The sequence below is a fragment of the Humitalea rosea genome (assembly GCF_003253705.1).
In the GTDB taxonomy this organism is placed as follows: Bacteria; Pseudomonadota; Alphaproteobacteria; order Acetobacterales; family Acetobacteraceae; genus Humitalea; species Humitalea rosea.
On sequence record NZ_QKYU01000002.1, the window covers coordinates 73,916 to 98,100 of the forward strand.

Sequence of the window (24,185 nt, forward strand, 5' to 3'; positions counted from 1 at the left end):
CCAGCGCATGTCGGTGCTCGCCGGGAATGATCAAGCCCGGGAGAGGGCGACCACCGCTTCGACCTGGGACGACCACAGGAACTGGTCGATCAGGGTCGCCTGCGTGACCCGGAAACCGACCTCGGCCAGCACCCGTATATCCCGCCCCAGCGCCAGGGGGTTGCAGGAGACATAGACGACCGAGGTGACCTTGCTGCGCGCGATCATGGCGATCTGTTCCAACGCGCCGGCGAAGGGCGGGTCCAGCACCACGGCGGCGAATTTGTCGAGTTCGGCCGGCAGCAGCGGCTGGCGCACCAGATCCCGCCTGGTCGCGGCGAGGCGCGCGCCGGACCGCCCGGCGGCCGAGCCGAGGGCGGCGACGGCCTCGGCCTCACCCTCGAAGGCCGCGACCGGCCCCCGCGTGGACAGCGGCACCGAGAGCGTGCCGATCCCGGCGTAGAGATCCGCGATCCGCCCGCGCCCGATGCGCCTGGTCGGCAGCCCGGCGAGCACGGCGGCGATGATCGCGGCCTCCCCGGTCGGGCTGGCCTGGAGGAAGGCGCCCGGCGCCGGGGCGAGGATTGTGCCGGTGAGGTCGAGCGCAACCGGCCCGGTCTGCGCCGCGATCTCGGTCGGCCCGTTGCCCAGCGCCCAGGCGATGCGGGGGATGCCATTGGCGGGGCCGAAGGCGGCGAGCATGCCGCGGGCGGGGGAATCCAGCGGCCCATCGGTGCGCAGCAGCAGGTCGGGGCCGGTATCCAGCAGGTTCAGCACGGCGCTGCCGGAGCGGCGCAGCGCCTGCATCCGCTTCAGCACCGCGCGCAACGGCGCGATCAGGGCAAACAGCCGCGGGTCCAGCACCATGCAGGCCTGAAGATCGGTGACCGTGGCGCTGCCATGGGCATGCAGCCCGATCGCGACATTGCCATCCGGCATGCGCAGCAGCGCCAGATCGGCCCGGCGCCGCGTCAGCGGCGGGGTCGGGGGCGCGATCGTGATGGGAAAATCGGGGAAGCCGCCTCGGGCCAGGGCTTCGTCCAGCCGCCCGCGCTTCCAGGCGACGCCAGCCTCCAGCGACATGTGCTGGATGGCACAGCCGCCGCAGATGCCGAAATGCGGGCAGGGCGGCTCGACGCGGTCGGGGCTGGGGACCAGCACCTCGACCAGCGTCGCGGAGACGCCATCGCCGCGCCGCGCGGTGGGTTCGGCGCGAATGGTCTCGCCCGGCAGGGCGCCCGCGACGAACAGCGGCGTGCCATCGGACAGCGCGCCCACCCCGTCCCCGGCACTGCCGAGGCGGGAGATCACGACCTCTACGACATCAGTCAACCGAAGGCGTTGAGCCCGGTCTGGGCGCGTCCCAGGATCAGGGCATGCACATCATGTGTGCCTTCGTAGGTGTTGACGGCTTCCAGGTTCATCACGTGGCGGATGACGTGGTACTCGTCCGACACGCCATTCCCGCCGTGCATGTCCCGCGCCATGCGCGCGATATCCAGCGACTTGCCGCAGGAGTTGCGCTTGACCAGGGAAATCATCTCCGGCGCGGCGCGGTGCTCGTCGAACAGCCGCCCGACCCGCAGCACCGATTGCAGCCCGAGGGTGATCTCGGTCTGCATATCCGCGAGCTTCTTCTGGATGAGCTGCGTCTGCGCCAGCGGCTTGCCGAACATCTTGCGGTTCATGGTGTAGTCCCGCGCCGCGTGCCAGCAGAACTCGGCCGCCCCCAGCGCACCCCAGGCGATGCCGTAGCGCGCGCGGTTGAGGCAGGAGAAAGGACCGGCCAGCGATTTTACGCCTGGCAGCATGTTCTCGGCGGGGACGAAGACGTCGTCCATCATGATCATGCCGGTGATGGAGGCGCGGAGCGAGAACTTGCCCTCGATCTTCGGCGCGGTCAGGCCCTTCATGCCCTTTTCGAGCAGGAAGCCGCGCAGCGTGCCCGCGTCATCCTTCGCCCAGACCACGAAGACATCGGAGATCGGGGAGTTGGTGATCCAGGTCTTGGAGCCGGACAGCAGATAGCCGCCATCGACCGACTTCGCCCGCGTCCGCATGGAATTGGGGTCCGAGCCCGCATCGGGCTCGGTCAGGCCGAAGCAGCCGACCCATTCGCCGCTGCGCAGCTTGGGCAGGAACTTGTCCTTCTGGGCGTCCGAGCCATAGGCGTGGATCGGGAACATCACCAGCGAGGATTGCACGGAGAACGCCGAGCGGTAGCCGCTGTCCACGCGCTCGACCTCACGCGCCATCAGCCCATAGGAGACATAGCCGACGCCGGCGCAGCCATGGCTGTCGAGGGTGGCCCCCAGAAAGCCCTGCTCGCCGAACTCGTTCATGATCTCGCGGTCGAAGTGCTCATTGCGGTTCGCCATCAGCACCCGCGGCATCAGCTTGTCCTGGCAGAAGGCATGCGCCGCATCGCGGATCATGCGCTCGTCTTCGGTCAACTGGTCGTTCAGCAGCAGCGCGTCATCCCAGACGAAGGGCGCGGATTTGCCGGGCTTGGCGGCGGGCGTGAGCACATTCATTCGGAGCGTCTCCTACTGCACAAAACTCTCATCCCCGGCCGAAGCCGGGGGCGCTTCAGGCCGCCTGGGCGGACCCGTTCGGGGCGTCCGGCTCGGCGCTGCGGCGCGGCTTCGGTGTTGGGATCAGCATGAAGGCCGGGGTGCTGTCACCAAAGCCGAGCACGCTCGGGCCGAGGTCGTCCTGGCGGCGGCGCTCGTCGCGTGAGCGGGCGTCGTCGCGCGGCGGGCGGGCGCGGGGGCTGTCCTCGTCACGCCGGGGTTCGTCGCGCCGGGGTTCGTCACGACGGTGGCGCGGCTCGGCCACCTGGGGCGCCTCGGCGGCGGGGGCGCGCTCGGCGGCCTCGGCGCGGGGCGCGCGACGGGGGCGCTCCTCGCGGACGCGCTCCTCGGCACGGGGCCGTTCCTCGCGGGCCGGCTCCTCGGCGGCGGCGACGGCTTCGCGCGGGGCGGGACGGGCGGCGCGTTCGCCGCCACGGCCCCGACCAGCCTCGCGAGCACCCTCGCGGCCACGCCCGGCAGCGGCACCGCGCGCCGGGGCGGCATCGCGGCCGCCACGGCCACCTCGACGCTCGCGCGCCGCCGCCATCTCCTCTTCGGAGGGGGCTTCGATGCCTTCGATCACCAAGGTCGGGATCGGCGCGCCGGTCAGCTTCTCGATGGCGGCGATGTTCTTGGCATCGCCGGGGCCGGCGATGGAATAGGCGCGGCCCTCACGCCCCGCGCGGCCGGTGCGGCCGATGCGGTGGACGTAATCCTCGGCATGGAAGGGCACGTCGAAGTTGAAGACATGGCTGAGCCCGCCGATGTCGAGCCCGCGGGCGGCGACATCGCTGCAGACCAGCAGTTGCAGCTCATTGTTCTTGAACTTGTTCAGGGTCGCGAAGCGGGCGGATTGCTCCATGTCGCCATGCAAGGCGCCGACCGAGAAGCCGTGCCGCTTCAGGCTCTTGTAGAGGATGTCCACCTCGACCTTGCGATTGCAGAAGATCAGGGCGTTCTGCACGACCTCCCCCTTCAGCAGGCGGCGCAGGGCCTCGCGCTTTTCCGTCTCGCGCACCCAGACCACACCGGCGGTGATGGTGGTGGCGACCGAGGCGGGGCGGCTGACGGTGATCTCGCGCGGGTTGCGCAGGAAGGCATCGGCCAGGCGGCGGATTTCCGGCGCCATGGTGGCCGAGAAGAACAGGGTCTGCCGCAGCGGCGGCAACAGCGAGACGATGCGCTCGACATCGGGGATGAAGCCCATGTCCAGCATGCGGTCGGCCTCGTCGATGACCAGCACCTTGCAATCCGCGAGCAGGATGCGGCCACGCTCGAACAGGTCGAGCAGCCGGCCCGGGGTCGCGATCAGCACGTCCACGCCGGCGTTCAGCACGGCCTTCTGCTCGTCCATGCTCTCGCCGCCGATCAGCAGCGCGTGGACCAGCTTCAGATGCTTGCCGTATTTGACGAAGTTTTCCGCGACCTGGAGAGCCAGTTCGCGGGTCGGCTCCAGGATCAGGCTGCGCGGCATCCGCGCCTTGGCCCGCGAGCCGGCCAGGATGTCGAGCATCGGCAGCACGAAGGAGGCGGTCTTGCCGGTGCCGGTCTGGGCGCAGCCGAGCACATCGCGGCCTTGGAGGACGACGGGGATCGCCTGTTCCTGGATCGGGGTCGGGTGGATGTAGCCGGCGTCGGCCACGGCATGGAAGATCGGCTCCGAGAGCCCGAGATCGGCGAAGGTGACGCGGGGGGCGGCCTCTTCGGCTTCATCTGCCTCGGCATCCGGGGCCTCGGCGACCAGGGTCTCGGCGACCAGGGTCTCGGCAACCGGGGTCTCGGAGATCGGCGCGGCCTCGATGGGCGCCGTCTCGACCGGGGCAGCCTCAACCGGGGCCGCCTCGACCGGGGCAGCCTCAACCGGCGCGGCTTCGGCCGTCACGGGCTCGGCCACCAGCGGCTCGGGTGTTTCCGACTCGGGTGTTTCCGGCTCGGGCGTCACGGCCTCTGGCGTCTTTGGAGTCCCGGTCGCCGCAACCTCGGTCGCGGGCGCGCCCGCGATGCTTTCATTGGGCTGCTGCCCCTGCTCGGAGGTCGCGTCCTGGGTCTGGGTCAAGTGTGTCGTATCCAGTCGAAGAAGAGCCGGCGGGACGATGGTGCGACACACCGCCCTGGATGGGCGTATGGCACACAACAGCAAAGCCACGGAACGAGGGCGTTCCTTGACCAGACCGTCGACGCACGGCGGGCACCACCCACCGGCGTGCCGAGCGGCATATGCGCCGTATCCCGTGCTGGCGCAAGGTTTTGCCGCCACATGGCCGCAGACATGTTGCCCCTATGCGCGGCATGGGGGTTTCCGAGGTCGGTCGCGATCGATACATCGGACGGCGACATGATCCATCCGATGCCGCTTCTGCTTCTGCCCGGCCTGCTTTGCGACGATGCGCTCTGGGCGCCCATCCGCCCCGCCATCGCCCATCTCGCCGCCCCGATGGTCGCCGACCTTACCCAGGATGCGAGCATCCCTGCCATGGCGATGCGCGCCCTGGCCCAGGCTCCGCCCCGTTTCGCGCTGGTCGGGCTGTCGATGGGCGGCTACGTCGCCTTCGAGATCCTGCGCCAGGCGCCGGAACGGGTGACGCGCCTGGCGCTGTTCGACACCTCCGCCCGGCCGGACACGCCCGAGCAGTCGCGCCGGCGACGCGGGCTCATCGGCCTCGCCCGCACCGGGCAGTTCCGCGGCGTGACGCCACGCCTGCTGCCGCAGTTGATCCATCCGCGCCACGCCGATGGCCCGATCGCGGCGGAGGTGCTGGCCATGGCCGGCCGTGTCGGCCGCGATGCCTTCCTGCGTCAGCAGGAGGCGATTCTGGCCCGGCCCGATAGCCGGCCGATGCTGCCGGGCCTGTCGCTGCCGACGCTGGTTGCCGTCGGGGCCCAGGATATCCTGACCCCGCCCGAGTTGGCCGAGGAGATGGCCGCGCTCATCCCCGGGGCGCAGCTTCGCATGTTGCCGGACTGCGGCCATTTGCCGCCCATGGAGTCCCCCGCCGCGGCAGGCGAAGTGCTGCGCGAATGGCTGGCGGCCTGAGCGTCGCGCCCGGCAAGCCCTGGCCAAGGCCGGGGAAAGGCGACGACCGGCCAATCGTCACCGTCAACATTCTCCAATCGGAGCGTTGCGAGAAAAGTTACGTGTTCACGCCCACAACTCGCGTTACGGTAATTTTTATTCAGAATGCGCGTCGGTCTTGGTGGCGGTGTTACAATACCTTGCAACCTTTACGGCAGGTGTTGACAGAGTACTCCCGGAGCGAGGACATAGGGGGCGCCAACCACAGCCATAGGCTGCGTCACATGGCAAGGCGCGGGGTGCCGGGCTAAGCCCCCGGTGGTTACCGCTGCCGTGGAGATCGCTGTGCCGACGACCATCGCCTATATTACCGTGTCGCTCGAACTCACCCTCGCCGGGGTGCAATGCTGGTTCTGGTGGCAGGATCGGACGCAGCGGGCGCTCGCGGATTGGACCCTGGCCCATTTGGTGGCCGCTGCGGGCATCCTGCTCATCGCACTGCGTGGCGAGGTCCCGGATGTTCTTTCGATCGATATCGCCAATGCGATGATCATCCTGGGTTACGGCCTGATCTGTACCGGGGTGCGGCGGTTCGAGGGACGCGCGGCGAGCATGGTGCCCGCCCTTCTCGCCACCCTCGTCTGGCTTGCCGCCTGCCGTACCGATTTCGTCTCCGAGAGCCTCGATGCCCGGATCGTGCTGATGTCGGTGATCGGGGCTCTGTTCTCGGCTTTGCCCGCCGCCGATCTGCGCCGCCCTCGGCCGGGGGTGAATCTGCCCTCGCGGCGGCCGCTGTTCCTGATGCTCATCCTGACCGCCGCCGGGCTTGGCGTCCGCGGGGCGCTGGCGGTGGTCTTCCCCGTTGAGGTCGCCCCCTCCGGACTGCCGGAAAGCGTCTGGCTCTACGCCGTGATCGCGCCGATCCTGATGCTGCGGGCCGCCACCTCCATCCTGCTGATCTCCCTGTCGCGGGAAGCGGCCGAGGCCCGGGTCCATGCCGCCATCGCCGAAACCCGCGACCGCGCCGACCAGGCCAATGCCCGCAAATCCCGCTTCCTCGCCCGGATGAGCCACGAGCTGCGGACCCCGCTCAACGGGGTGCTCGGCATGGCGCAGGTGCTGGCCGACGACCCGACCCTGAACGATACCCATCGCGCCCGCGCCGCGGTCATCACCCAGGCGGGGCGGCATCTCCTCGGGATCGTAAACGACCTGCTGGATATCGAGCGGGTGGAAACCGGGCGGATCGAGCTATCCTCCCAGCCCATCGATATCGGGCAGCTTCTGGCCGAGACCCCGGCGCTGATCGGGGTGCAGGCCGAGGCCAAGGGACTTCTGCTGACGGTCGAGCTGGATGCGGCCCTGCCGGCGGGGGTCCATGCCGATCCCCTGCGGGTGCGGCAGATGGTGCTGAACCTGCTCGGCAATGCCGTGAAGTTCACGCCGGCCGGGGGCGCCGTCACGCTATCCGCCAGCGCCCAGGATGGGGTGGTCCGGATCGCGGTGACCGATACCGGGCCCGGCGTGGCCGAGGAACTGCGCGGCCGGCTGTTCCAGGATTACGCCCGCGGTGTGGGGACGGGGGGGATCGAGGGCAGCGGCCTTGGCCTGTCCATCACCGCGGCCCTGGCCCGCGCCATGGGCGGCACCGTGGGCTGGGAGCCGGGGCCGAACGGGCACGGCAGCGTTTTCGTGCTGTCGCTGCCGCTGCCCACCTCGCCGCTGGCCGCCGCCTTCCCAATCGTGCCGCCGGCCCCGTCGCGCCGGTCATCGATGACGGTGCTGGTGGTCGATGACGTCACCGCCAACCGGCGGGTGGTCGAGGCCCTGCTGGCGCGGGAGGGTCATGCCGTGATCCATGCCGCCTCCGGCGAGGCCGCCCTTGACCTGCTGCGGGACGGCCCGGTGCCGGATCTGGTCCTGATGGACCTGGATATGCCGCAGATGGATGGCTACGCGACCACGGCGCGGATCCGTCAGCTCACGGGCCCTGCGGCGCGGATCATCATCATCGCGGTGACCGGGCACACCCATCCGATGGAAGTCCGCGCCTGCCTCGCGGCCGGGATGGATGGGCACCTTGCCAAGCCGATCGACCCGGAGGAGCTGAACCAGAAGCTGGATCAGCTGGCAGCCCCGGCGGTCGCGCAGGCGGCGAAGCCCCGCATCATGGCCGGCTGAGGCCGGATGCGGAGGTTGGAGCATTTTCAAGTCGGGTGGAGTCACCCGACGGCTCGGAAAATGCGACAAAACAACGAGCCAGAGCGGCTGACGTGAGCGCAAGCGAACGGAAACCGCTCTGGGTGGCCGGCTCATCCTCATCCCGCCGCCAAACCGGGGGCGAGGCAGGCGATTCTCCCCTACAGTCCGGGCCTGTCCCGTTTCGCAAGGCCCCCCGATGACACAGATCACCCGCCGTTCCGCTTTGGCGCTGCCGGCCGCTTTGCTGCCGCTTGCGGCCCGCGCGCAGGCGCCCTGGCCGAACCAGGCGGTGAAGATCGTCGTGCCCTTCGCGGCCGGCGGCAGCACCGATGTCTCGACCCGCATGCTGGCGCCGAAGATGCAGCAGATGCTCGGCCAGTCGGTGGTGATCGACAACCGCTCCGGCGCCGGCGGCACCATCGGCTCGGCCGCGGTCGCGAAGGCGGCGCCGGATGGCTACACCTTCCTGATGGGGACGATCTCGACCCATGTGCTGGCGGTCGGCCTCTATGGCCCGCGCCTGCCCTATGACCCGGAGAAGGATTTCATCGCCGTCGCGCCGACCGTGATGGTGCCGATCTGCATCACCGTGCACCCCTCGCTGGGGGTGACCGACCTTGCCGGCTTCATCGCGCTGCTGCGGGCCAATCCGGGGAAATACGCCTATGGCACCGGCGGCGCCGGCGGCTCGGCGCATATCGGGGCGGTGGCGTTCCTGAATGCCATCGGCGCCGAGGCGACCCATGTTCCCTATCGCGGCAGCGGGCCGATGCTGTCGGACATGCTGGGCGGTCAGGTCGCCGCGTGTTTCGACACGCCGGCGCTGATCGCGCCGCATCATCAGGCCGGGCGGCTGCGCTGCCTCGCGGTCGCGACCGCGGCGCGCTCGGGCCTGATGCCGGATGTGCCGACGGCGGCCGAGGCGGGGCTGCCGGGCTACAAGGCTTATTCCTGGTTCGGCCTCTTCGCCCCGGCCGGCACCCCCGCGCCGATCGTCGCGCGCATGAATGAGGTGACCCGCACGGCGCTGCTGGAGCCCGCGACCGCCGCCCGCTTCGTGGAGCAGGACCTGCCCCCCATCGCCGAGGGCAGCCCCGAGCAATTCGCGGCCTTCCTGCATCAGGAGTTGGCGGATTGGGTGCCGGTGGTGCGGGCCAGCGGCGCCACGGCGGGCTGACGGAAAAGGGCGCCCGTCGCCGGGCGCCCCTGTCCACGCGAACGGTGGCCCGTCGCCGGGCCCCCTGGTCGCTCAGGTATTCATCGCGTCGAAGAAATCCTGGTTGGTCTTGCTGTACTTCAGCTTGTCCAACAGGAACTCCATCGAATCCTGCGTGCCCATCGGGTTCAGGATGCGGCGCAGCACCCACATCTTCGACAGGCTGCCACGATCGACCAGCAGCTCTTCCTTGCGGGTGCCGGACTTGGTGATGTCGATCGCCGGGAAGACGCGCTTGTCCGAGAGCTTCCGGTCCAGGATGATTTCCGAGTTGCCGGTGCCCTTGAACTCTTCGAAGATCACCTCGTCCATGCGGCTGCCGGTGTCGATCAGCGCGGTCGCGATGATGGTCAGCGACCCGCCTTCCTCGATATTGCGCGCGGCGCCGAAGAAGCGCTTGGGGCGCTGCAGCGCATTCGCGTCCACACCACCGGTCAGCACCTTGCCGGAGGACGGCACGACCGAGTTGTAGGCGCGCCCGAGCCGGGTGATCGAATCCAGCAGGATGACCACGTCCCGCTTGTGCTCGACCAGCCGCTTGGCCTTTTCCAGCACCATCTCCGTCACCTGGACGTGGCGGGTCGCCGGCTCGTCGAAGGTGGAGGCCACGACCTCGCCGCGCACGGTGCGGGCCATGTCGGTGACTTCTTCCGGGCGCTCATCGATCAGCAGCACCATGAGGAAGACCTCGGGGTGGTTGGCGCTGATGGATTTGGCGATGTTCTGCAGCATCACCGTCTTGCCGGTGCGCGGCGGGGCGACGATCAGCGCGCGCTGGCCCATGCCGATCGGGGCCACCAGGTCGATGACGCGGTGGGTGTTGTCCTTGGTCGGACCCTTGCCGACGCTCTCGACCTCGGCATTCTCCATCTTCAACCGGCGCGTCGGGTAGAGCGGCGTCAGATTGTCGAAGTTGATGCGGTGCTTCAGCGCGTCGGGCGGCTCGAAGTTGACGGTATTGACCTTGAGCAGGGCGAAATAGCGCTCGCCATCCTTGGGCGCGCGGATCTGGCCCTCGACCGTATCGCCGGTCCGCAGCGAGAAGCGCCGGACCTGGGCGGGCGAGACATAGATGTCGTCGGGGCCGGGGAGGAAGTTTGCCTGCGGGCTGCGGAGGTAGCCGAAGCCGTCGGGGAGGATTTCGAGGGTGCCGTCACCGTGGATCGCCTGGTCTTTCTCGGCCAGGGTCTTGAGGATGGCGAACATCATGTCCTGCTTGCGCAGGGCCGAAGCCCCCTCGATTTGCAGGTTTTCGGCGAAGGCCAGTAGATCGGCCGGGGTCTTCGCCTTGAGGTCTGAAAGATGCATTGACGCGTCCGGATGGTCGGAGGGGGAGCGCGGGGGGCCTTCCTGTGGATCGCCGGTTCGCCCCGGGCGGGGGCCGACGATCGAATGAACCCGCGGATGAGGTAGGAGAAGGGCGGCACGGACGGCCGCTCCCATAGGAAGCCCTTTGAAACTAGGTGCCCCCGCTGCCCGCGTCAACGGCTCTCAGAACGGGCGGGCGATGACCATGACGACAATGATGATCAGCAACAGGCTCGGCACTTCATTGGCGATCCGCCAGTAACGTTCGGTATGGGGCCGCTCGTCCCGCGCGAAGGCACTGCGCCCGGCGGCCTGATGCATATGCACGGCGGTCATCAGGATCACCGCCAGCAGCTTGGTATGCCACCAGCCGGCCCGCCAATCGATCACGCCGGGGGTGGCGACCAGGGTCAGCCCCATGGCCCAGGCCGCGATCATCGAGGGGTTCATGATCGCCCGCAGCAGCCGGCGCTCCATGGTCTTGAAGGTCTCGCTGGTCGTGGAACCCACCGGTTCGGCCATGTGGTAGATGAACAGCCGCGGCAGATAGAAGATCCCCGCCATCCAGGTGATCACCGCGATCACATGCAGCGACTTCACCCAAGGGTAGAGCGGCAGCAGCCAGTCCATCACCAGGCCTCCTGCAAGCCCAGCAGCCCAGGCAGTTCCGCCATGGCGCGGAACACCTGCGCGCCCGCCGCGGCCAAGCCATCGCCCTCGCCCGGATGGGCCAGCCCCAGCACCCGGCAGCCGGCGGCGCGGGCGGAGCGGACGCCGGCCAGGCTGTCCTCCACCACCACGCAGTCGCGCGGGGCGGCGCCGCAGGCGCGGGCGGCGGCGATCCACAGATCGGGCCAGGGCTTGGGCCGCGCCACATCCTCGAAGGAGAAGGCCCGGTCCAGGAAGACCTCGTGCAGCCCCAGCGCGGGCAGCTTGATCGCAAGTTCGATGCGGGAGGAGTTGGAGGCGCAGGCGACCGGTATCCCGGCCGCATGGACCACCATCACCGCCGCCACCGCCCCCGGCATGGCGTCCACGCCCACCGACAGCCGGGTCGCGATCCGGGCCGAGAGCATCCTGCCCCAGCCGCGCGGCAAGGGGCCGCAACGGGCCTCGATCAGCGGCACCATGTCGGGCAAAGCGAGGCCGAGGAAGGTCTCCCGCGCCTCCACCCCGTCCATCGGCCAGCCGCGCAGCGACAAATCCTCGGCCACCAGCCGGTTCACCGTGCCCTCGGTATCCGCCAGGACGCCGTCGCAATCGAACAGGACGGCTGAGGGACGGGTCATGCCGCGGCCCGCGCCGGGGCGTTGGCGGCGATGCGGCCATGCGGGCAGTCGGCATGCACCTTCGGGCACTGCCGCCCGCCGGCGAAGGAGCAAAGGCTGCGCCCGCCCTCCAGCGCCCGCCGCGCCAGCCCGGCCAGGGCGGCGATGAAGGCGGGGTCGCTGTTCTGCGCCGGCACCCGGAAATAGCCGGGGACGCCGTGCTTCTCCGCGACCTCGCGGTATTCCACATCCAGCTCCACCAGCGTCTCCGAATGCTCGGAGACGAAGGCGATCGGGCAGACCAGCAAGGCCACGCCCTCGTGCCCGGCGCGTTCGATCTCGGCCTCGGTGGAGGGGGTGATCCATTTCTGCGGGGTGGCGCGGGACTGGTAGCAGACGAGGTGGTCCAGCCCCTCGATGTGCAGGTTGGACACCACCTGCGCGACCGTCCGCTCGATCTGCCATTGGTAGGGATCGCCGGCCTCCACGATGCTCTCCGGCAGGCCATGGGCGCTGAACAGCACTCGCAGCGGGGTCTCGGGCGGCAGGGCGGCGCGGGCGGCGGCATAGGAGTCCGTCACCAGCCGGGCGGTGGCCTGGGCATAGCCCGGGTCGGAATGCCAGCAGCACAGTGTCGTGGTCGGGATCGAAAAACCGGCCTTGGCGCAGGCCGTGGTCCAGTCATCGGCCGAGGAGCCGGTCGTGGTGGTGCTGAACTGCGGATAGAGCGGCAGCAGCAGCACCTCCTCCGGCGCCCAGGCCATCACCTCGCGCAGCGTCTCCTCGGCGAAGGGGTGCCAGTAGCGCATGGCGATGAAGCAGCGCGCGTCCAGATCCGGCTGCAAGGCGGCCTCCAGCGCCTCGGCCTGCCCCTGGGTCAGCTCCAGCAAGGGCGATTTGCCCCCGAGGATGGCGTAATTGGCCGTTGCCGCCTTGGTCCGCAGGGCGGCGATCAGCCAGCCGAGCCAGGGGCGCACCAGCCCCGGCACCCGCAGGATGGCCGGGTCGCGGAATAGATTGGTCAGGAACGGACGCACCGCCGCCGGGCTGTCCGGCCCGCCAAGGTTGAGCAGGACCACCGCGACGCGGCGGCGGTGTGGCGAAGGGGGAGGGGTGGCGTCCATGAGGGGGGGATGTGCCACCGCGCGCGGCTTGGTCAAGGCGCGTTTTGGCGATGCCGCCCTTGATCCTTGGCAGTTGCATCCGGGGGCGGTGCCCCCTAGGTGACGGCGGGTGGGATCGACGCCCCGCCACCACTATCGATGTGATCCCGATATGACCCATAATGAATCCAATCCGACCCACGACCAGGTGCCTGAAGGCGCGGCCTCGGCCGAGCACACGGCGCTGATCGAGACGCCCGAGCAGCGCATTGCGACGCTTGAGGCGGAGGTGGCCACCATGAAGGACCGCTGGCTCCGCGCCGAGGCCGAGACCGCCAATGTCCGTGCCCGCGCCACCAAGGACATCCAGGACGCCCGCGCCTATGCGGTGCAGAAATTCGCCTCCGACGTGGCCGAGGCGGCCGAGAACCTGGCCCGCGGCCTCGCCGCTTTGCCGGCCGAGGCCCCCGGCGAGCCGGAACTGCTGCAGAAGATGCGCGGCGGCTTCTCCGGCATCGAGAAGGCCTTCATCGCCATGCTGGAACGCCATGGCGTGAAGCGGGAGGATGCGACCGGCAAGCCCTTCGACCCCGCCCTGCACCAGGCGATGGCCGAACAGCCCGCCCCCCCGGGCGTGGCCCCCGGTACTGTGATTCATGCCTATAGCGCGGCCTGGAGCCTGCACGGACGCCTGTTGCGCCCGGCCATGGTGGTGGTGGCGGCCCAGCCAGGCCAATGACGTGGCTTGATGGCCGCTTGCATGGAAAAGAGGCAGTTTAACTGAGCCGAGGCCTTGTCGCCGGGCGTCCGCCTGAATACATCGCCTCTATATCAACCCGATCCGCGAGGGGTCGCGTCCGGTGCCTCTACGGGCCGCCGCCGACCGCCGCACAGGAGCAGACGGACATGAGTAAAGTCATCGGTATCGATCTCGGCACCACCAATTCCTGCGTGGCCATCATGGATGGCGGCGAGACGCGGGTCCTGGAAAACGCCGAGGGTGCGCGCACCACTCCGAGCATGGTCGCCTTCGCCAAGAATGGTGAGCGTCTGGTTGGCCAGGCCGCCAAGCGGCAGGCCGTCACCAACCCGTTCAACACCCTCTTCGCCTTCAAGCGCCTGATCGGCCGCCGCTTCGACGACCCGATGGTCCAGAAGGAAAAGGGCTTGGCGCCCTACGAGATCGTCAAGGCGGACAATGGCGACGCCTGGGTCGAGGTGAACGGCAAGAAATATGCGCCGCAGGAAATCAGCGCCAACATCCTGACCAAGATGAAGGAGACCGCCGAGGCCTTCCTCGGCGAGAAGGTGACGCAGGCCGTCATCACCGTCCCCGCCTATTTCAGCGATGCCCAGCGCCAGGCGACCAAGGAAGCTGGCGCGATCGCGGGCCTTGAGGTCCTGCGCATCATCAACGAGCCGACCGCGGCCGCCCTCGCCTATGGCATGGACAAGAAGCACACCGGCACGATCGCGGTCTATGACCTCGGCGGCGGCACCTTCGACGTGTCCATCCTTGAGATCGGCGACGGCGTGTTCGAGGTGAAGTCCACCAACGGCGACACCTTCCTCGGCGGCGAGGACTTCGACCAGCGGGTGATCGACTACCTCGCGGACGAGTTCAAGAAAGAGAACGGCATCGACCTGCGCGGCGACAAGCTGGCGCTGCAGCGGCTGAAGGAAGCCGCGGAGAAGGCGAAGATCGAGCTGTCCTCGGCCAAGCAGACCGAGATCAACCTGCCCTTCATCACCGCCGATGCGAGCGGCCCGAAGCACCTCGTGCTCCAGGTCACGCGCGCCAAGCTCGAAGCGTTGGTCGATGACCTGGTGCAGCGGACGCTGGCGCCCTGCCGGCAGGCGCTGAAGGATGCGGGCCTCGCGGCGAATGAGATCGACGAAGTGATCCTGGTCGGCGGCATGACCCGCATGCCCAAGGTCATCGAGGAGGTGAAGAAGTTCTTCGGCAAGGAGCCCGCGCGCAACGTCAACCCGGATGAGGTCGTGGCCATCGGCGCCGCGATCCAGGGCGGCGTGCTCAAGGGCGAGGTCAAGGACGTCCTGCTGCTCGACGTGACCCCGCTGTCGCTCGGCATCGAGACGCTGGGCGGCGTGTTCACCCGCCTGATCGACCGCAACACCACCATCCCGACCAAGAAATCCCAGGTGTTCAGCACCGCGGATGACGGCCAGACCGCCGTCACCATCAAGTGCTACCAGGGCGAGCGCGAGATGGCGGCCGACAACAAGCTGCTCGGCAACTTCGACCTGCAAGGCATTCCCCCGGCCCCCCGTGGCATGCCGCAGATCGAGGTGACCTTCGACATCGACGCGAACGGCATCGTCAGCGTCCAGGCGAAGGACAAGGCGACCGGCAAGGAAACCGCGATCAAGATCCAGGCGCGATCCGGCCTGTCGGATGCCGATATCGAGCGGATGGTGAAGGAAGGCGAAGCCAATGCCGAGGCCGACAAGATCCGGCGTGCGGCGGTCGAGACCCGCAACACCCTCGATGCCATGGTCCACAGCACCGAGAAGACGCTGAAGGACAACGCCGACAAGATCGGCGCGACCGAGAAGGCCGAGGCCGAGGCCGCCCTTGCCACCGCCCGCACGGCGCTGGAAGGCGACGACACCGACGCCGCAAAGGCTGCGACCGAAACCCTTTCGGCCGCGTCGTTGAAGCTCGGCGAGTCGATCTACAAGGCCCAGGCCGCCGCCGAGGCCGCCGCCGCTCCCCCGCCTGGTGCCGCCCCCGGCGCCAAGCCGGACGACAAGGTGGTGGACGCGGAATTCGAGGACCTCGACCCGAAGACCAAGAAGTAGCCTGGACACCGACCGACGCCGCACCCGGCTCCCGAACAGGGGCCGGGTGCTTGTCTGTTCGGGGCGCCGAAGCGCCTCCTTGCTGCGGATAACATGATGGCCAAGCGCGATTTTTACGAGATCCTCGGCACTAGCCGGGACGCGAGCGATGAGGACCTGAAGAAGGCCTATCGCAAACTCGCCATGCAGTGGCACCCCGATCGCAATCACGGCAACAAGGACGCCGAGCCGAAGTTCAAGGAATTGAACGAGGCCTATGATGTGCTGAAGGACCCGGAGCGGCGCGCCGCCTATGACCAATACGGTCATGCGGCCTTCGACGCCGCCGGTCGCGGCGGCGCGGGCAGCCCCTTCGGCGGTGGCGCCTTCGAGGACATCTTCGAGGAGATGTTCGGCCGTTTCGGCGGGCGCGGGCAGCGGCAATCCACCGGCCGCGGCGCCGATCTGCGGCAGGAAATCCAGATCACCCTGGAAGAGGCCTTCGCCGGCGCGAAGAAGACCATCCGGGTGCCAAGCTCGGTGCAATGCGAGACCTGTTCCGGCTCGGGTGCGGAGGGCGGCAAGGCCCAGGCCCAGACCTGCGGCACCTGCCAGGGTGCCGGCAAGGTGCGCCAGCAACAGGGCTTCTTCCTGGTCGAGCGCAGCTGCCCGACCTGCGGCGGCCAGGGCCGGATCATCAAGAACCCCTGCAAGGTCTGCGCCGGCAGCGGCCGCGTGCAGCGGGAGCGCAGCCTGTCCGTCACCATCCCCCCGGGCGTGGATGACGGGATGCGCATCCGCCTGACCGGGGAGGGCGAGGCCGGGCTGCGCGGCGCCCCCGCGGGCGATCTCTACGTCGATATCGGCGTGCGGCCGCATGAGCTGTTCCAGCGGCAGGAGAACAACATCTTCGTCCACGTGCCGCTGCGGATGAGCCAGGCCGCGCTCGGGGGCGCGGTCGAGGTGCCGGTCATCGATGGTGGCCGCGCCAAGGTCACCATCCCCGCCGGCACCCAGACGGGCGACCAGTTCCGTCTGCGCGGCAAGGGCTTCTCCGTGCTGCGTTCGGCCAGCCGTGGCGACATGTTCGTCAAGGTGGCGGTGGAAACCCCGCAGAACCTGAATGCGAAGCAGCGTGAGTTGCTGGAGCAATTTGAGGCGGAGGCGACCAAGGGCGGCCGCAGCAGCCCCGAGGCCGAGGGCTTCTTCGCCAAGGTCTCGGCGTTCTGGGAGGGGCTGGCCGGGCGCTGATCAGGCAACCGGCGGGAGGGTCGGGCGTTCTTCTGTCACTGCGCAAGAACAGCGCGCACAGACAAGGAGAAAAGCCATGAGCCATACTACGACCAACCCGTCGGGCGTGACCGAAACCAGCCCGAGCAGCAGCACCCACGGCAACCTCATCGCCGCCAGCAAGGTCAGCGGGACCTCCGTCTATGACCTGAACGATAAGAAAGTCGGCTCCGTCGATGACGTGATGATCGACAAGAGCTCGGGCCGCGTTGCCTATGCGGTGCTGTCCTTCGGCGGCTTCCTCGGCATCGGGGAGAAGTATTATCCGATGCCCTGGGCGGCGCTGAAGTACGACACGCGCCTGGATGGCTTCGTCGCCGCGATCGATGCCACCGTCCTCGAAGACGCGCCCTCCTACAGCGCGGGCGAGTCGGTGGACTGGGCGGATGAGGCCTATGGCCGCCGCCTCCATGAGTATTGGAAGGTCGCGCCCTACTACGGGCTGTGATCAGCTGAAAGAGGGCGCGGTCCGAAAGGGCCGCGCCCTTTTTTCATCCCTGCCTGGTGGGGGCCGGCGTCGAAATCGGGGCGACCCAGGGCAGGGCCATAAGGCCGGAGACAACCAGGCGCAGGCTCAACGGGGCAGGAGCGGTCTTGGCGTTCATGGCAATGTCCATTCCGGGTAGTGTTGCGACATCTCCGAATATCCGTCCCGACCATGAAGAACCCCTTAGCTTCACAAGCACGGATTTGACCGGCAAAGAGTCGCGCTGCGAGGGGCGGGGAGCGTGGTCATGCGGATCGGAATTGCCGGCATTGCCGGCCGGATGGGTCAGCTTCTGGCGGAGGAGGTCGCCGCCGCCGGCGGCACGCTCGCGGGCGGAACGGTCGGCGCCTCGCGCCCGGCGCCGGCCGGCACCACCGTCTTCGCCGATGCGGCGGCGATGTTCGCGGGCTGCGATGTGGTCATCGACTTCACCCATGCCGATGCCGCAACCGAGCATGCGCGCCTTGCGGCCCAATCCGGCACGGCCCTGATCCTCGGCTCCTCCGGTCTTTCATCGGTGGCCGAGGCGGCGGTGGCGCAGTCCGCGACCCGCACGGCCATCGTCTATGCCGCCAATTTCGCGCCGGGCGTGAACCTGTTGTTTGCATTGGCCGAACGCATGGCGGCGGCACTACCCGGCGCGCAATACGACGCCGAAATCGTCGAGATGCACCATCGCCAGAAGGTGGACGCACCCTCCGGCACGGCGGTGGCGCTCGGCCGCGCCGTGGCGCGCGGGCGCGGCACCACGATGGAGGCGGCCGGCATCGAAAGCGGGCGCGATGGCCATGTGGGCGCGCGCAAGCCCGGGGCCATCGGCTTCTCCGCCATCCGCGGCGGGCAGGTGGTGGGCGAGCACACGCTGATCTTCGCCGCGGGGTCGGAGCATATCGCGCTGACCCACCGCTCCTTCGATCGTCGCGTCTATGCGACCGGTGCGGTGCGGGCGGCGCTTTGGACGGCGGGGCGGGGGCCTGGGCTGTTCTCCATGGCCGATGTCCTGCAAGGCTAGGGCGCCCTGCTGCACCACGGCACTTGACCCCCCCGGCCTGCCTTGCGATAGGCCCCGAGCCCGGCGGCCACCAGGTTTCCCGCGGCGCTCCGCGACAAGAGGACAATTCACGCCATGCGCGACCAGGGCGACTATCTGTTCACCTCCGAATCGGTGTCCGAAGGTCATCCCGACAAGGTGGCCGATCGCATCAGCGACACGGTGCTCGATGCCTTTCTGACCGCCGATCCCTATTCCCGCGTTGCCTGCGAGACGCTGGTGACGACCAACCGCATCGTGCTGGCGGGCGAAGTCCGCGGCCCGGATACGGTGACGCCGGAACTGCTGATCCATCTCGCCCGCATGGCGGTGCATGACATCGGCTATGACCAGGACGGCTTCTCCTGGCGGAATGCCAAGGTGGAATGCCACCTGCACGCCCAGTCGGTGCACATCGCGCAGGGCGTGGATGCGGCCGGCAACAAGGACGAGGGTGCCGGCGACCAGGGCATCATGTTCGGCTACGCCTGCCTGGAAACCCCGGATCTGATGCCGGCGCCGCTCTACTACGCGCATCTGATCCTGCGTCGCGTCAACGAGATGCGGAAGAACAACGACAAGGCCGTCGCCGGGCTGCTGCCGGACGCCAAGAGCCAGGTCACCCTGCGCTACGTCAACGGCAAGCCGGTGGGCGCGACCTCCATCGTCGTCTCGACCCAGCACGCCGAAGGGCTGGATCAGGCCCAGATCAAGCAGATGCTGCTGCCGATCATCACGAGCTCCCTGCCCGAGGGCTGGATGTGCCCGGATGAGGAGCTGTACGTGAACCCGACCGGCACCTTCATCATCGGCGGCCCCGATGGCGATTGCGGCCTGACCGGGCGCAAGATCATCGTCGATACCTACGGCGGGGCGGCCCCGCATGGCGGCGGCGCCTTCTCCGGCAAGGACCCGACCAAGGTCGATCGTTCGGCCGCCTATGCCTGCCGGTATCTGGCCAAGAACGTCGTCGCCGCGGGTCTCGCGGAAAAGTGCACGATCCAGGTCTCCTACGCGATCGGCGTGTCGCGGCCGCTGTCGGTCTATTTCGACCTGCACGGCACCGGCAAGGATGTGGACGAGACGCGGCTGGCCAAGGTCGTGAACGAGATGATGAACCTCTCGCCGCGCGGCATCCGCGAGCATCTGCAGCTCAACCGCGCGATCTATGTGCCGACCAGCGCCTATGGCCACTTCGGCCGCGTCCCGGACCCCGAGAAGGGCACCTTCACCTGGGAGCGCACCGATCTGGCCGATGCGCTGAAGGCCGCCTTCGGGCGGTGAGCGACCCGGCCGCTAGCCGGCCGGTCCCGCCGGTCGAGGGCATCCCCGACCGGCTCTATGGCCGCGTGCGCGGCCATGCGCTGCGTCCGCGGCAGGAACGGCTGCTGGCCGATACCCTGCCCCGGCTGCGGCTGGCCGATCCCGCCGATCCGCGCGGCGGCTTCTCCGCCCCGATCTCCGCCCTGTGGCTGGAGGTCGGCTTCGGCGGCGGCGAGCATGCGCTCGCCCTGCATGCCGAAAACCCCGAGGTCGGGCTGATCGCCTCCGAGGTCTTTGCCAACGGGCTGTGTTCCCTGCTGACCCGGCTGGTGCCGGAGGAGGCGGAAGCCACCGCCCCGCTGCCCGACACGCTGCGGCTGTGGGATGACGATGCGCGGCATCTGCTGGCGGCGATGCCGGATGCCTCGCTGGACCGCCTCTACCTGATGTTCCCCGATCCCTGGCCCAAGGCGCGCCATGCCAAGCGCCGCTTCGTGCATCCGGCGGCGCTGGCGCTGGTGGCGCGGGTGCTGAAGCCGGGCGCGGAATGGCGCATCGCCTCGGACGACCCGACCTATCAGGACTGGGTCGCCGAGACCTTCGCCAACCAGAGCCTGTTCCGCCAGATCCTGGTGGCCGAGGAACGCCCCGAGGGCTGGCCCGGCACGCGCTACGAGGCCAAGGCCCATCGCATGGGCCGCCACCCCCGCTACTGGATCTTCGTTCGCAACGAGGACGCCGCCTGATGCTGCACGGTGCCTCCGCTCTGGTGACCGGGGGCGCCTCCGGCCTTGGCCTGGCCACCGCCGAGGCGCTGGCCGCCGCCGGTGCCCGCGTCGTGGTGCTGGACCTGAACGCCGAGGCCGCCGAGGCCGCCGCCGCCCGCCTGGGTGGGGTCGCCATCGCTGGCGATGTCGCGGATGGGCCGGTGATGGAACGGGCCGTCGCCACCGCGACCGCCCTCGGCCCGCTTCGCGCCGCCGTGGCCTGCGCCGGCATCGCCCCCGCCGCACGGCTGGTCGGGCGCAATGGCGCGCATGATCTGGCGCTGTTCGAGCGGGTGATCCGCGTGAACCTGATCGGCACCTTCAACCTGCTGCGCCTGGCCGCCGCCGCCATGGCGGCGAACGACCTCCACGGCGAGGAGCGCGGGGTGGTGGTGCTCACCTCCTCCATCGCCGGGACCGAGGGGCAGGGCGGCCAATGCGCCTATGCCGCCAGCAAGGCCGGCGTCATGGGGCTGACCCTGCCGGCCGCGCGCGACATGGCCACGCGTGGCGTGCGGGTCGTGACCCTCGCACCGGGGATGATGGAAACGCCGCTGCTGGCGACCCTGCCGCCGGCAGCACTGGAGGCGCTGCGCGCCATGCCGCTGTTTCCGGCGGGGCGCCTGGGGACGCCCGCCGAATTCGCCCGGCTGGTGATGGCGGTGCTGGACAATCCGCTGCTGAACGGATCGGTCCTGCGCCTGGATGCCGGGCTGCGCCTACCGCCCTGACGGGGTGAGCAGCGCGTGGAACAGCACGGCGGCCGCCGCCGAGACGTTCAGGCTCTCGACCATGCCCGACCCCGGCAGAGTGACCTTGACCGCGCAGGCCTCGATGGTCGCGCGCGCCGGGCCGGTTTCCTCATTGCCCAGCACCAGCGCGATCGGCCGGTCGCGCGGCACCGCTTCCGGCGCGATGCCGTCGCGGGAGACGGCGACCACGGTCAGCATCCGTGGCGCCAAGGCGCGCAGCACCCCCGGCAGCGGATCGGCATGATGCAGCATCAGATGCTCCAGCCCGCCTTCCGAGACGCGATAGGCCGAGGAGGACAGCCCGGCCTGTCCGGAGCCGCCCAGCAGCATCCCCTTCACCCCGAAGAACGCCGCCGAACGGGCGATGGCGCCGAGGTTGTGCGGATTGCCGATGCTGTCCAGCACCGGCAGCAGCGGTCCCCAATCGGGCAAAGGTTCCTCGATCTGTTCCAGCATGCGCTGCGCCGCGACCGCGACGATCCCACCGTGATGCGGGGTGCCGGCGATCTTGGCCAACTCGTCGGGCGGCACTTCGCGATAGGGGCGGCGGCTGCGCGCCAGCAGCGGGCAAAAGGGTCCGGCCTGGAAGCGCCGCTCCGGCACATAGAACAGCCGCAGCACGGCATCCGGCCGGCAGGCGAACAGGGCAGCGACGGCGTTGGGGCCGCAGATGCGATCCGGATCGTTGCTCACTGCATCGCCCCGCGGGCCGCGATCGGCCAGAGGCATTCCACCCGGCCCTTCCGCACGCCGACATACCAGTCGTAGCGGTCCACCGCCGGGTCGCAATGCCCCGGCACCAGCCGCAGTTTTTCACCCAGGGCCGGGGCGGCGCCATCGCCGATCTCGATCTTGCCGTGTTCGTCGCTGGCGCCGGTGTAGCGCAGCCCGGGGCGCTCCCAGAGGGTCGGGTAGCCGCTGTCGGTCGGGATCGCCTTATGGCCCGCATCGACCACCGCGACGCCCGGCACCGCGCGCGACATCACCGTCGCCAGCACGAACAGGGAATGGCGGAAGGGCGGGGGCGTGGTGTTGCGGGCGTAATCCGCATCCATGAAGGCGTAGGAACCGGCCTGGATCTCCGTATAGATCCCGCTGGCGACCTCGAAGCCGAAGGTGCCGGTGCCGGCGCCGCCGACGATCGGGCAGTCCAGCCCGCGCTGGCGCAGCTGCTCCACCGTGCGGCGGCTGTCCTCGGCGGCCTGGGCGATGGCAGCCCCGCGTTCCTCCAGCCCCCGGATGTGCTGGGCGGAGCCGTGATAGGCCTGCAAGCCGCCAAAGCGCAGATGCGGGCTGGCGGCGATGCGTTCGGCGAGGGCCACCGCCTCGGGGCCGGGGCGCACGCCGCAGCGGGCGCCGCCCACGTCGATCTCGACCAGCACCGACAGGCGATGGTTCGCGGCCTCGGCGGCGGCTTCGGCGGCGGCGATCTGTTCCAGCCCGTCCACGCAGAGCGCGAGTTTGGCGATGCCGGACAGCGCCAGCAGCCGCGCCAGCTTCTTCGGCCCGACCACCTCGTTGGAGACCAGGATGTCGGGGATGCCGCCCCAGGCCAGGGCCTCGGCCTCGCCGACCTTCTGGACGCATTGGCCGATGGCGCCGCGCCGCATCTGCGCCATGGCGACCACCGCCGATTTATGGGTCTTGGCATGGGCGCGCAGCTTCGCGCCGGTCGGCGCCAGGAAGGCGGCCATGGTGTCGAGGTTATGCTCGAAGGCATCCAGGTCCAGCAGCAGCGCCGGGGTCTCGACGTCCTCTTCCCGCATTCCAGGTTCGGCGGGGGCAGGTTGCAGCATGGTGAGGTCTTTGCTCCGGTCAGGGCCCCGGGTCGGGGGCATCCAGCACGCTTGGGTGAAAGAGCGCGTCTGGCGGGATGGATTCGGCGATCAGGCCGTCCTCGACGGCATAGCGGATCATGGCTTCAACCTCGACCCGGTTGCGCGCCAAACCATAGGGCCAGGGGTCGCCGCCCATGGCCTGGGTCTGCACCGCCGCGTCATAGGCGGCGAAGGGCAGCGAGACGCGCAGGACGTTGGTCATCAGCATCTCATGGACCGAGGCGTTCTTGGCCGCCGTGAAGGCGCGGAACAGCTCCATGGGCAGCCAGGGATGCGCCGCCGCCACATCCTTGCGCACCGCCAGGCAATGCATGATCGGGAAGAAATGCGTGGCGGCGTGGTAGGCGGCCTCGGCCGCGCGCGGATCGGCCCAGAGCCGCGCGACGGGGGCCCCGGCCTCCAGCGCGCCCTTCGGCGGGCGCGGGCCGATATAGGCGTCGATCCGCCCCGCCGTCAGCGCCACATCGACCGACTCGCCCAGGGGTGCCAGATCGACGCCCGGCGGCGGCGACAGCGCGATGCGCGCGCCGGCGATGCGCCAGCGGATGCTTCTGGTATCGACGCCATGCTGGTCCCGCAGCATCCCCCGCACCCAAAGGGCGGCGGTCTGCTCATAGGCCAGCAATGCGATGGTCTTGCCCGCCAGATCCGCCGGCCCCGCGATCCCGCGATCCGTCCGGATCCAGACCGCGTTGTGGCGGAAGGCACGCGACAGGAAGACCGGCACCCCGACATAGGGGCTGTCGCCCCGCGCGGTGGTGACGATGTGGCTGCCCATGCTGAGTTCGGTGACGTGGAAGGCCTGGTCGCGCAGGGCGCGGTGGAAGATGTCCTCGGGCTCCCCCGGCAGATGGGTCAGGGCGACGCCGGGGATGGGAAAGCGTCCGTCCAGCACCGGGCGCGTGCGATCGGTGAGGGTGCTGGCCAGTGTGATCGGGATCATGGGCGGGCTCCGGCGCGCGCCGCGCGCGGCACGGCCCTGATGATGCGATTATGGCTGCCGCAACGGCAGAGGTGCGGCTCCAGCGCCGCACGCACCGCAGCATCATCGGGCTGGGCGTTCGCCGCAAGCAAGGCGGCGGCCGAAATCGGGAGGCCTGGCAGGCACCAGCCGCATCGCCCGCCTGCTCGTCGAGGAAGGCGGTCTGCAACGGATGCGGCGCCTCGGGCATGCGAGCCCTCGACGGTCGTGACGTGCCGCCCCGCCACCGCCTCGACCGGCAGGGTGCGGGAGGGGCGGCTCACCCCCTCCACCAGCACATGGCAGCAGCCGTAGGTCTCGGCGCCGTTGAGG

22 protein-coding genes are annotated in these 24,185 nt (G+C 69.4%); 11 read left to right on the forward strand and 11 right to left on the reverse strand.

Features of this window, described 5'->3' with window-relative positions:
• Window positions 1–30 precede the first annotated feature (30 nt).
• The 3 genes from C8P66_RS02375 to C8P66_RS02385 are packed head-to-tail and all read right to left on the reverse strand — an operon-like array spanning window position 31 to window position 4,554.
• Window positions 31–1,311 (reverse strand): class I SAM-dependent RNA methyltransferase, encoded by a 1,281-nt coding sequence (locus tag C8P66_RS02375; RefSeq protein ID WP_111396538.1) that lies wholly within the window; start codon window positions 1,309–1,311, stop codon window positions 31–33.
• Window positions 1,308–2,513, reverse strand: coding sequence for an acyl-CoA dehydrogenase (locus C8P66_RS02380; RefSeq protein ID WP_111396539.1), 1,206 nt, complete (start codon window positions 2,511–2,513; stop codon window positions 1,308–1,310). The genes C8P66_RS02375 and C8P66_RS02380 overlap by 4 nt, the downstream gene beginning before the upstream one ends.
• A gap of 55 nt (window positions 2,514–2,568) precedes the next feature.
• Window positions 2,569–4,554, reverse strand: a complete 1,986-nt coding sequence (locus C8P66_RS02385; protein WP_408881948.1) for a DEAD/DEAH box helicase — start codon at window positions 4,552–4,554, stop codon at window positions 2,569–2,571.
• A 345-nt stretch (window positions 4,555–4,899) separates the two neighbouring features.
• Here C8P66_RS02385 and C8P66_RS02390 point away from each other — a divergent pair, with 345 nt between their 5' ends.
• The 3 genes from C8P66_RS02390 to C8P66_RS02400 all read left to right on the forward strand — a co-directional run bounded on the left by C8P66_RS02390 (window position 4,900) and on the right by C8P66_RS02400 (window position 8,944).
• Complete coding sequence (locus C8P66_RS02390) at window positions 4,900–5,586, forward strand: alpha/beta fold hydrolase (protein WP_245903170.1); 687 nt, start codon at window positions 4,900–4,902, stop codon at window positions 5,584–5,586.
• Window positions 5,587–5,910: 324 nt separating this feature from the next.
• Entirely contained in the window at window positions 5,911–7,746 is a 1,836-nt protein-coding gene (locus C8P66_RS02395; protein ID WP_146422681.1) for a response regulator, read from the forward strand.
• Between the two features lie 217 nt (window positions 7,747–7,963).
• Window positions 7,964–8,944, forward strand: coding sequence for a Bug family tripartite tricarboxylate transporter substrate binding protein (locus C8P66_RS02400; RefSeq protein ID WP_111396542.1), 981 nt, complete (start codon window positions 7,964–7,966; stop codon window positions 8,942–8,944).
• Between the two features lie 72 nt (window positions 8,945–9,016).
• Here C8P66_RS02400 and rho read toward each other — a convergent pair whose 3' ends face one another.
• The 4 genes from rho to hemH all read right to left on the reverse strand — a co-directional run bounded on the left by rho (window position 9,017) and on the right by hemH (window position 12,683).
• A complete protein-coding gene (gene rho, locus C8P66_RS02405; protein ID WP_111396543.1) occupies window positions 9,017–10,291 on the reverse strand; it encodes a transcription termination factor Rho in 1,275 nt (424 codons plus the stop codon).
• Between the two features lie 183 nt (window positions 10,292–10,474).
• A complete protein-coding gene (hemJ, locus tag C8P66_RS02410) occupies window positions 10,475–10,927 on the reverse strand; it encodes a protoporphyrinogen oxidase HemJ (RefSeq protein WP_111396686.1) in 453 nt (150 codons plus the stop codon).
• The gene (locus C8P66_RS02415; protein ID WP_111396544.1) at window positions 10,921–11,580 is read right to left on the reverse strand and encodes an HAD family hydrolase; all 660 of its coding nucleotides are present in this window, start codon (window positions 11,578–11,580) and stop codon (window positions 10,921–10,923) included. The genes hemJ and C8P66_RS02415 overlap by 7 nt, the downstream gene beginning before the upstream one ends.
• Window positions 11,577–12,683: a ferrochelatase gene (gene hemH / locus C8P66_RS02420; protein WP_111396545.1), complete on the reverse strand. Its 1,107-nt coding sequence runs from the start codon at window positions 12,681–12,683 to the stop codon at window positions 11,577–11,579. Before hemH ends, C8P66_RS02415 begins: the two co-directional genes overlap by 4 nt.
• 151 nt (window positions 12,684–12,834) lie before the next feature.
• On the opposite strand from hemH, the gene C8P66_RS02425 reads away from it, so the two are divergent.
• From C8P66_RS02425 to C8P66_RS02460, 8 genes are all read left to right on the forward strand, one after another.
• Window positions 12,835–13,401 (forward strand): nucleotide exchange factor GrpE, encoded by a 567-nt coding sequence (locus C8P66_RS02425; RefSeq protein ID WP_111396546.1) that lies wholly within the window; start codon window positions 12,835–12,837, stop codon window positions 13,399–13,401.
• A gap of 167 nt (window positions 13,402–13,568) precedes the next feature.
• Window positions 13,569–15,485, forward strand: coding sequence for a molecular chaperone DnaK (gene dnaK, locus C8P66_RS02430; RefSeq protein ID WP_111396547.1), 1,917 nt, complete (start codon window positions 13,569–13,571; stop codon window positions 15,483–15,485).
• A gap of 93 nt (window positions 15,486–15,578) precedes the next feature.
• Window positions 15,579–16,715, forward strand: coding sequence for a molecular chaperone DnaJ (gene dnaJ / locus C8P66_RS02435; protein ID WP_456303628.1), 1,137 nt, complete (start codon window positions 15,579–15,581; stop codon window positions 16,713–16,715).
• Between the two features lie 76 nt (window positions 16,716–16,791).
• Window positions 16,792–17,202 carry a PRC-barrel domain-containing protein gene (locus C8P66_RS02440; RefSeq protein WP_111396548.1) on the forward strand — a complete coding sequence of 137 codons (411 nt, stop codon included), beginning with the start codon at window positions 16,792–16,794 and terminating at the stop codon, window positions 17,200–17,202.
• A 286-nt stretch (window positions 17,203–17,488) separates the two neighbouring features.
• A complete protein-coding gene (gene dapB, locus C8P66_RS02445) occupies window positions 17,489–18,253 on the forward strand; it encodes a 4-hydroxy-tetrahydrodipicolinate reductase (RefSeq protein ID WP_111396549.1) in 765 nt (254 codons plus the stop codon).
• 114 nt (window positions 18,254–18,367) lie between these two features.
• The gene (gene metK / locus C8P66_RS02450) at window positions 18,368–19,555 is read left to right on the forward strand and encodes a methionine adenosyltransferase (protein ID WP_111396550.1); all 1,188 of its coding nucleotides are present in this window, start codon (window positions 18,368–18,370) and stop codon (window positions 19,553–19,555) included.
• Window positions 19,552–20,280, forward strand: coding sequence for a tRNA (guanine(46)-N(7))-methyltransferase TrmB (trmB, locus tag C8P66_RS02455; RefSeq protein WP_111396551.1), 729 nt, complete (start codon window positions 19,552–19,554; stop codon window positions 20,278–20,280). The genes metK and trmB overlap by 4 nt, the downstream gene beginning before the upstream one ends.
• Complete coding sequence (locus tag C8P66_RS02460; RefSeq protein WP_111396552.1) at window positions 20,280–21,032, forward strand: SDR family NAD(P)-dependent oxidoreductase; 753 nt, start codon at window positions 20,280–20,282, stop codon at window positions 21,030–21,032. The genes trmB and C8P66_RS02460 overlap by 1 nt, the downstream gene beginning before the upstream one ends.
• Here C8P66_RS02460 and C8P66_RS02465 read toward each other — a convergent pair.
• Genes C8P66_RS02465 through C8P66_RS24800 form a run of 4 tightly spaced genes read right to left on the reverse strand, consistent with a single transcriptional unit; the run spans window position 21,021 to window position 24,151 of the window.
• Window positions 21,021–21,746 carry a TrmH family RNA methyltransferase gene (locus C8P66_RS02465; RefSeq protein WP_245903171.1) on the reverse strand — a complete coding sequence of 242 codons (726 nt, stop codon included), beginning with the start codon at window positions 21,744–21,746 and terminating at the stop codon, window positions 21,021–21,023. The two genes, C8P66_RS02460 and C8P66_RS02465, sit on opposite strands and share 12 nt — an antisense overlap.
• Window positions 21,743–22,819: a DSD1 family PLP-dependent enzyme gene (locus tag C8P66_RS02470; protein ID WP_245903172.1), complete on the reverse strand. Its 1,077-nt coding sequence runs from the start codon at window positions 22,817–22,819 to the stop codon at window positions 21,743–21,745. Before C8P66_RS02470 ends, C8P66_RS02465 begins: the two co-directional genes overlap by 4 nt.
• A 49-nt stretch (window positions 22,820–22,868) precedes the next feature.
• Window positions 22,869–23,834 (reverse strand): substrate-binding domain-containing protein, encoded by a 966-nt coding sequence (locus C8P66_RS02475; protein WP_111396554.1) that lies wholly within the window; start codon window positions 23,832–23,834, stop codon window positions 22,869–22,871.
• Window positions 23,831–24,151, reverse strand: a complete 321-nt coding sequence (locus tag C8P66_RS24800) for a 2Fe-2S iron-sulfur cluster-binding protein (RefSeq protein ID WP_408881937.1) — start codon at window positions 24,149–24,151, stop codon at window positions 23,831–23,833. The genes C8P66_RS02475 and C8P66_RS24800 overlap by 4 nt, the downstream gene beginning before the upstream one ends.
• Window positions 24,152–24,185: the final 34 nt, after the last annotated feature.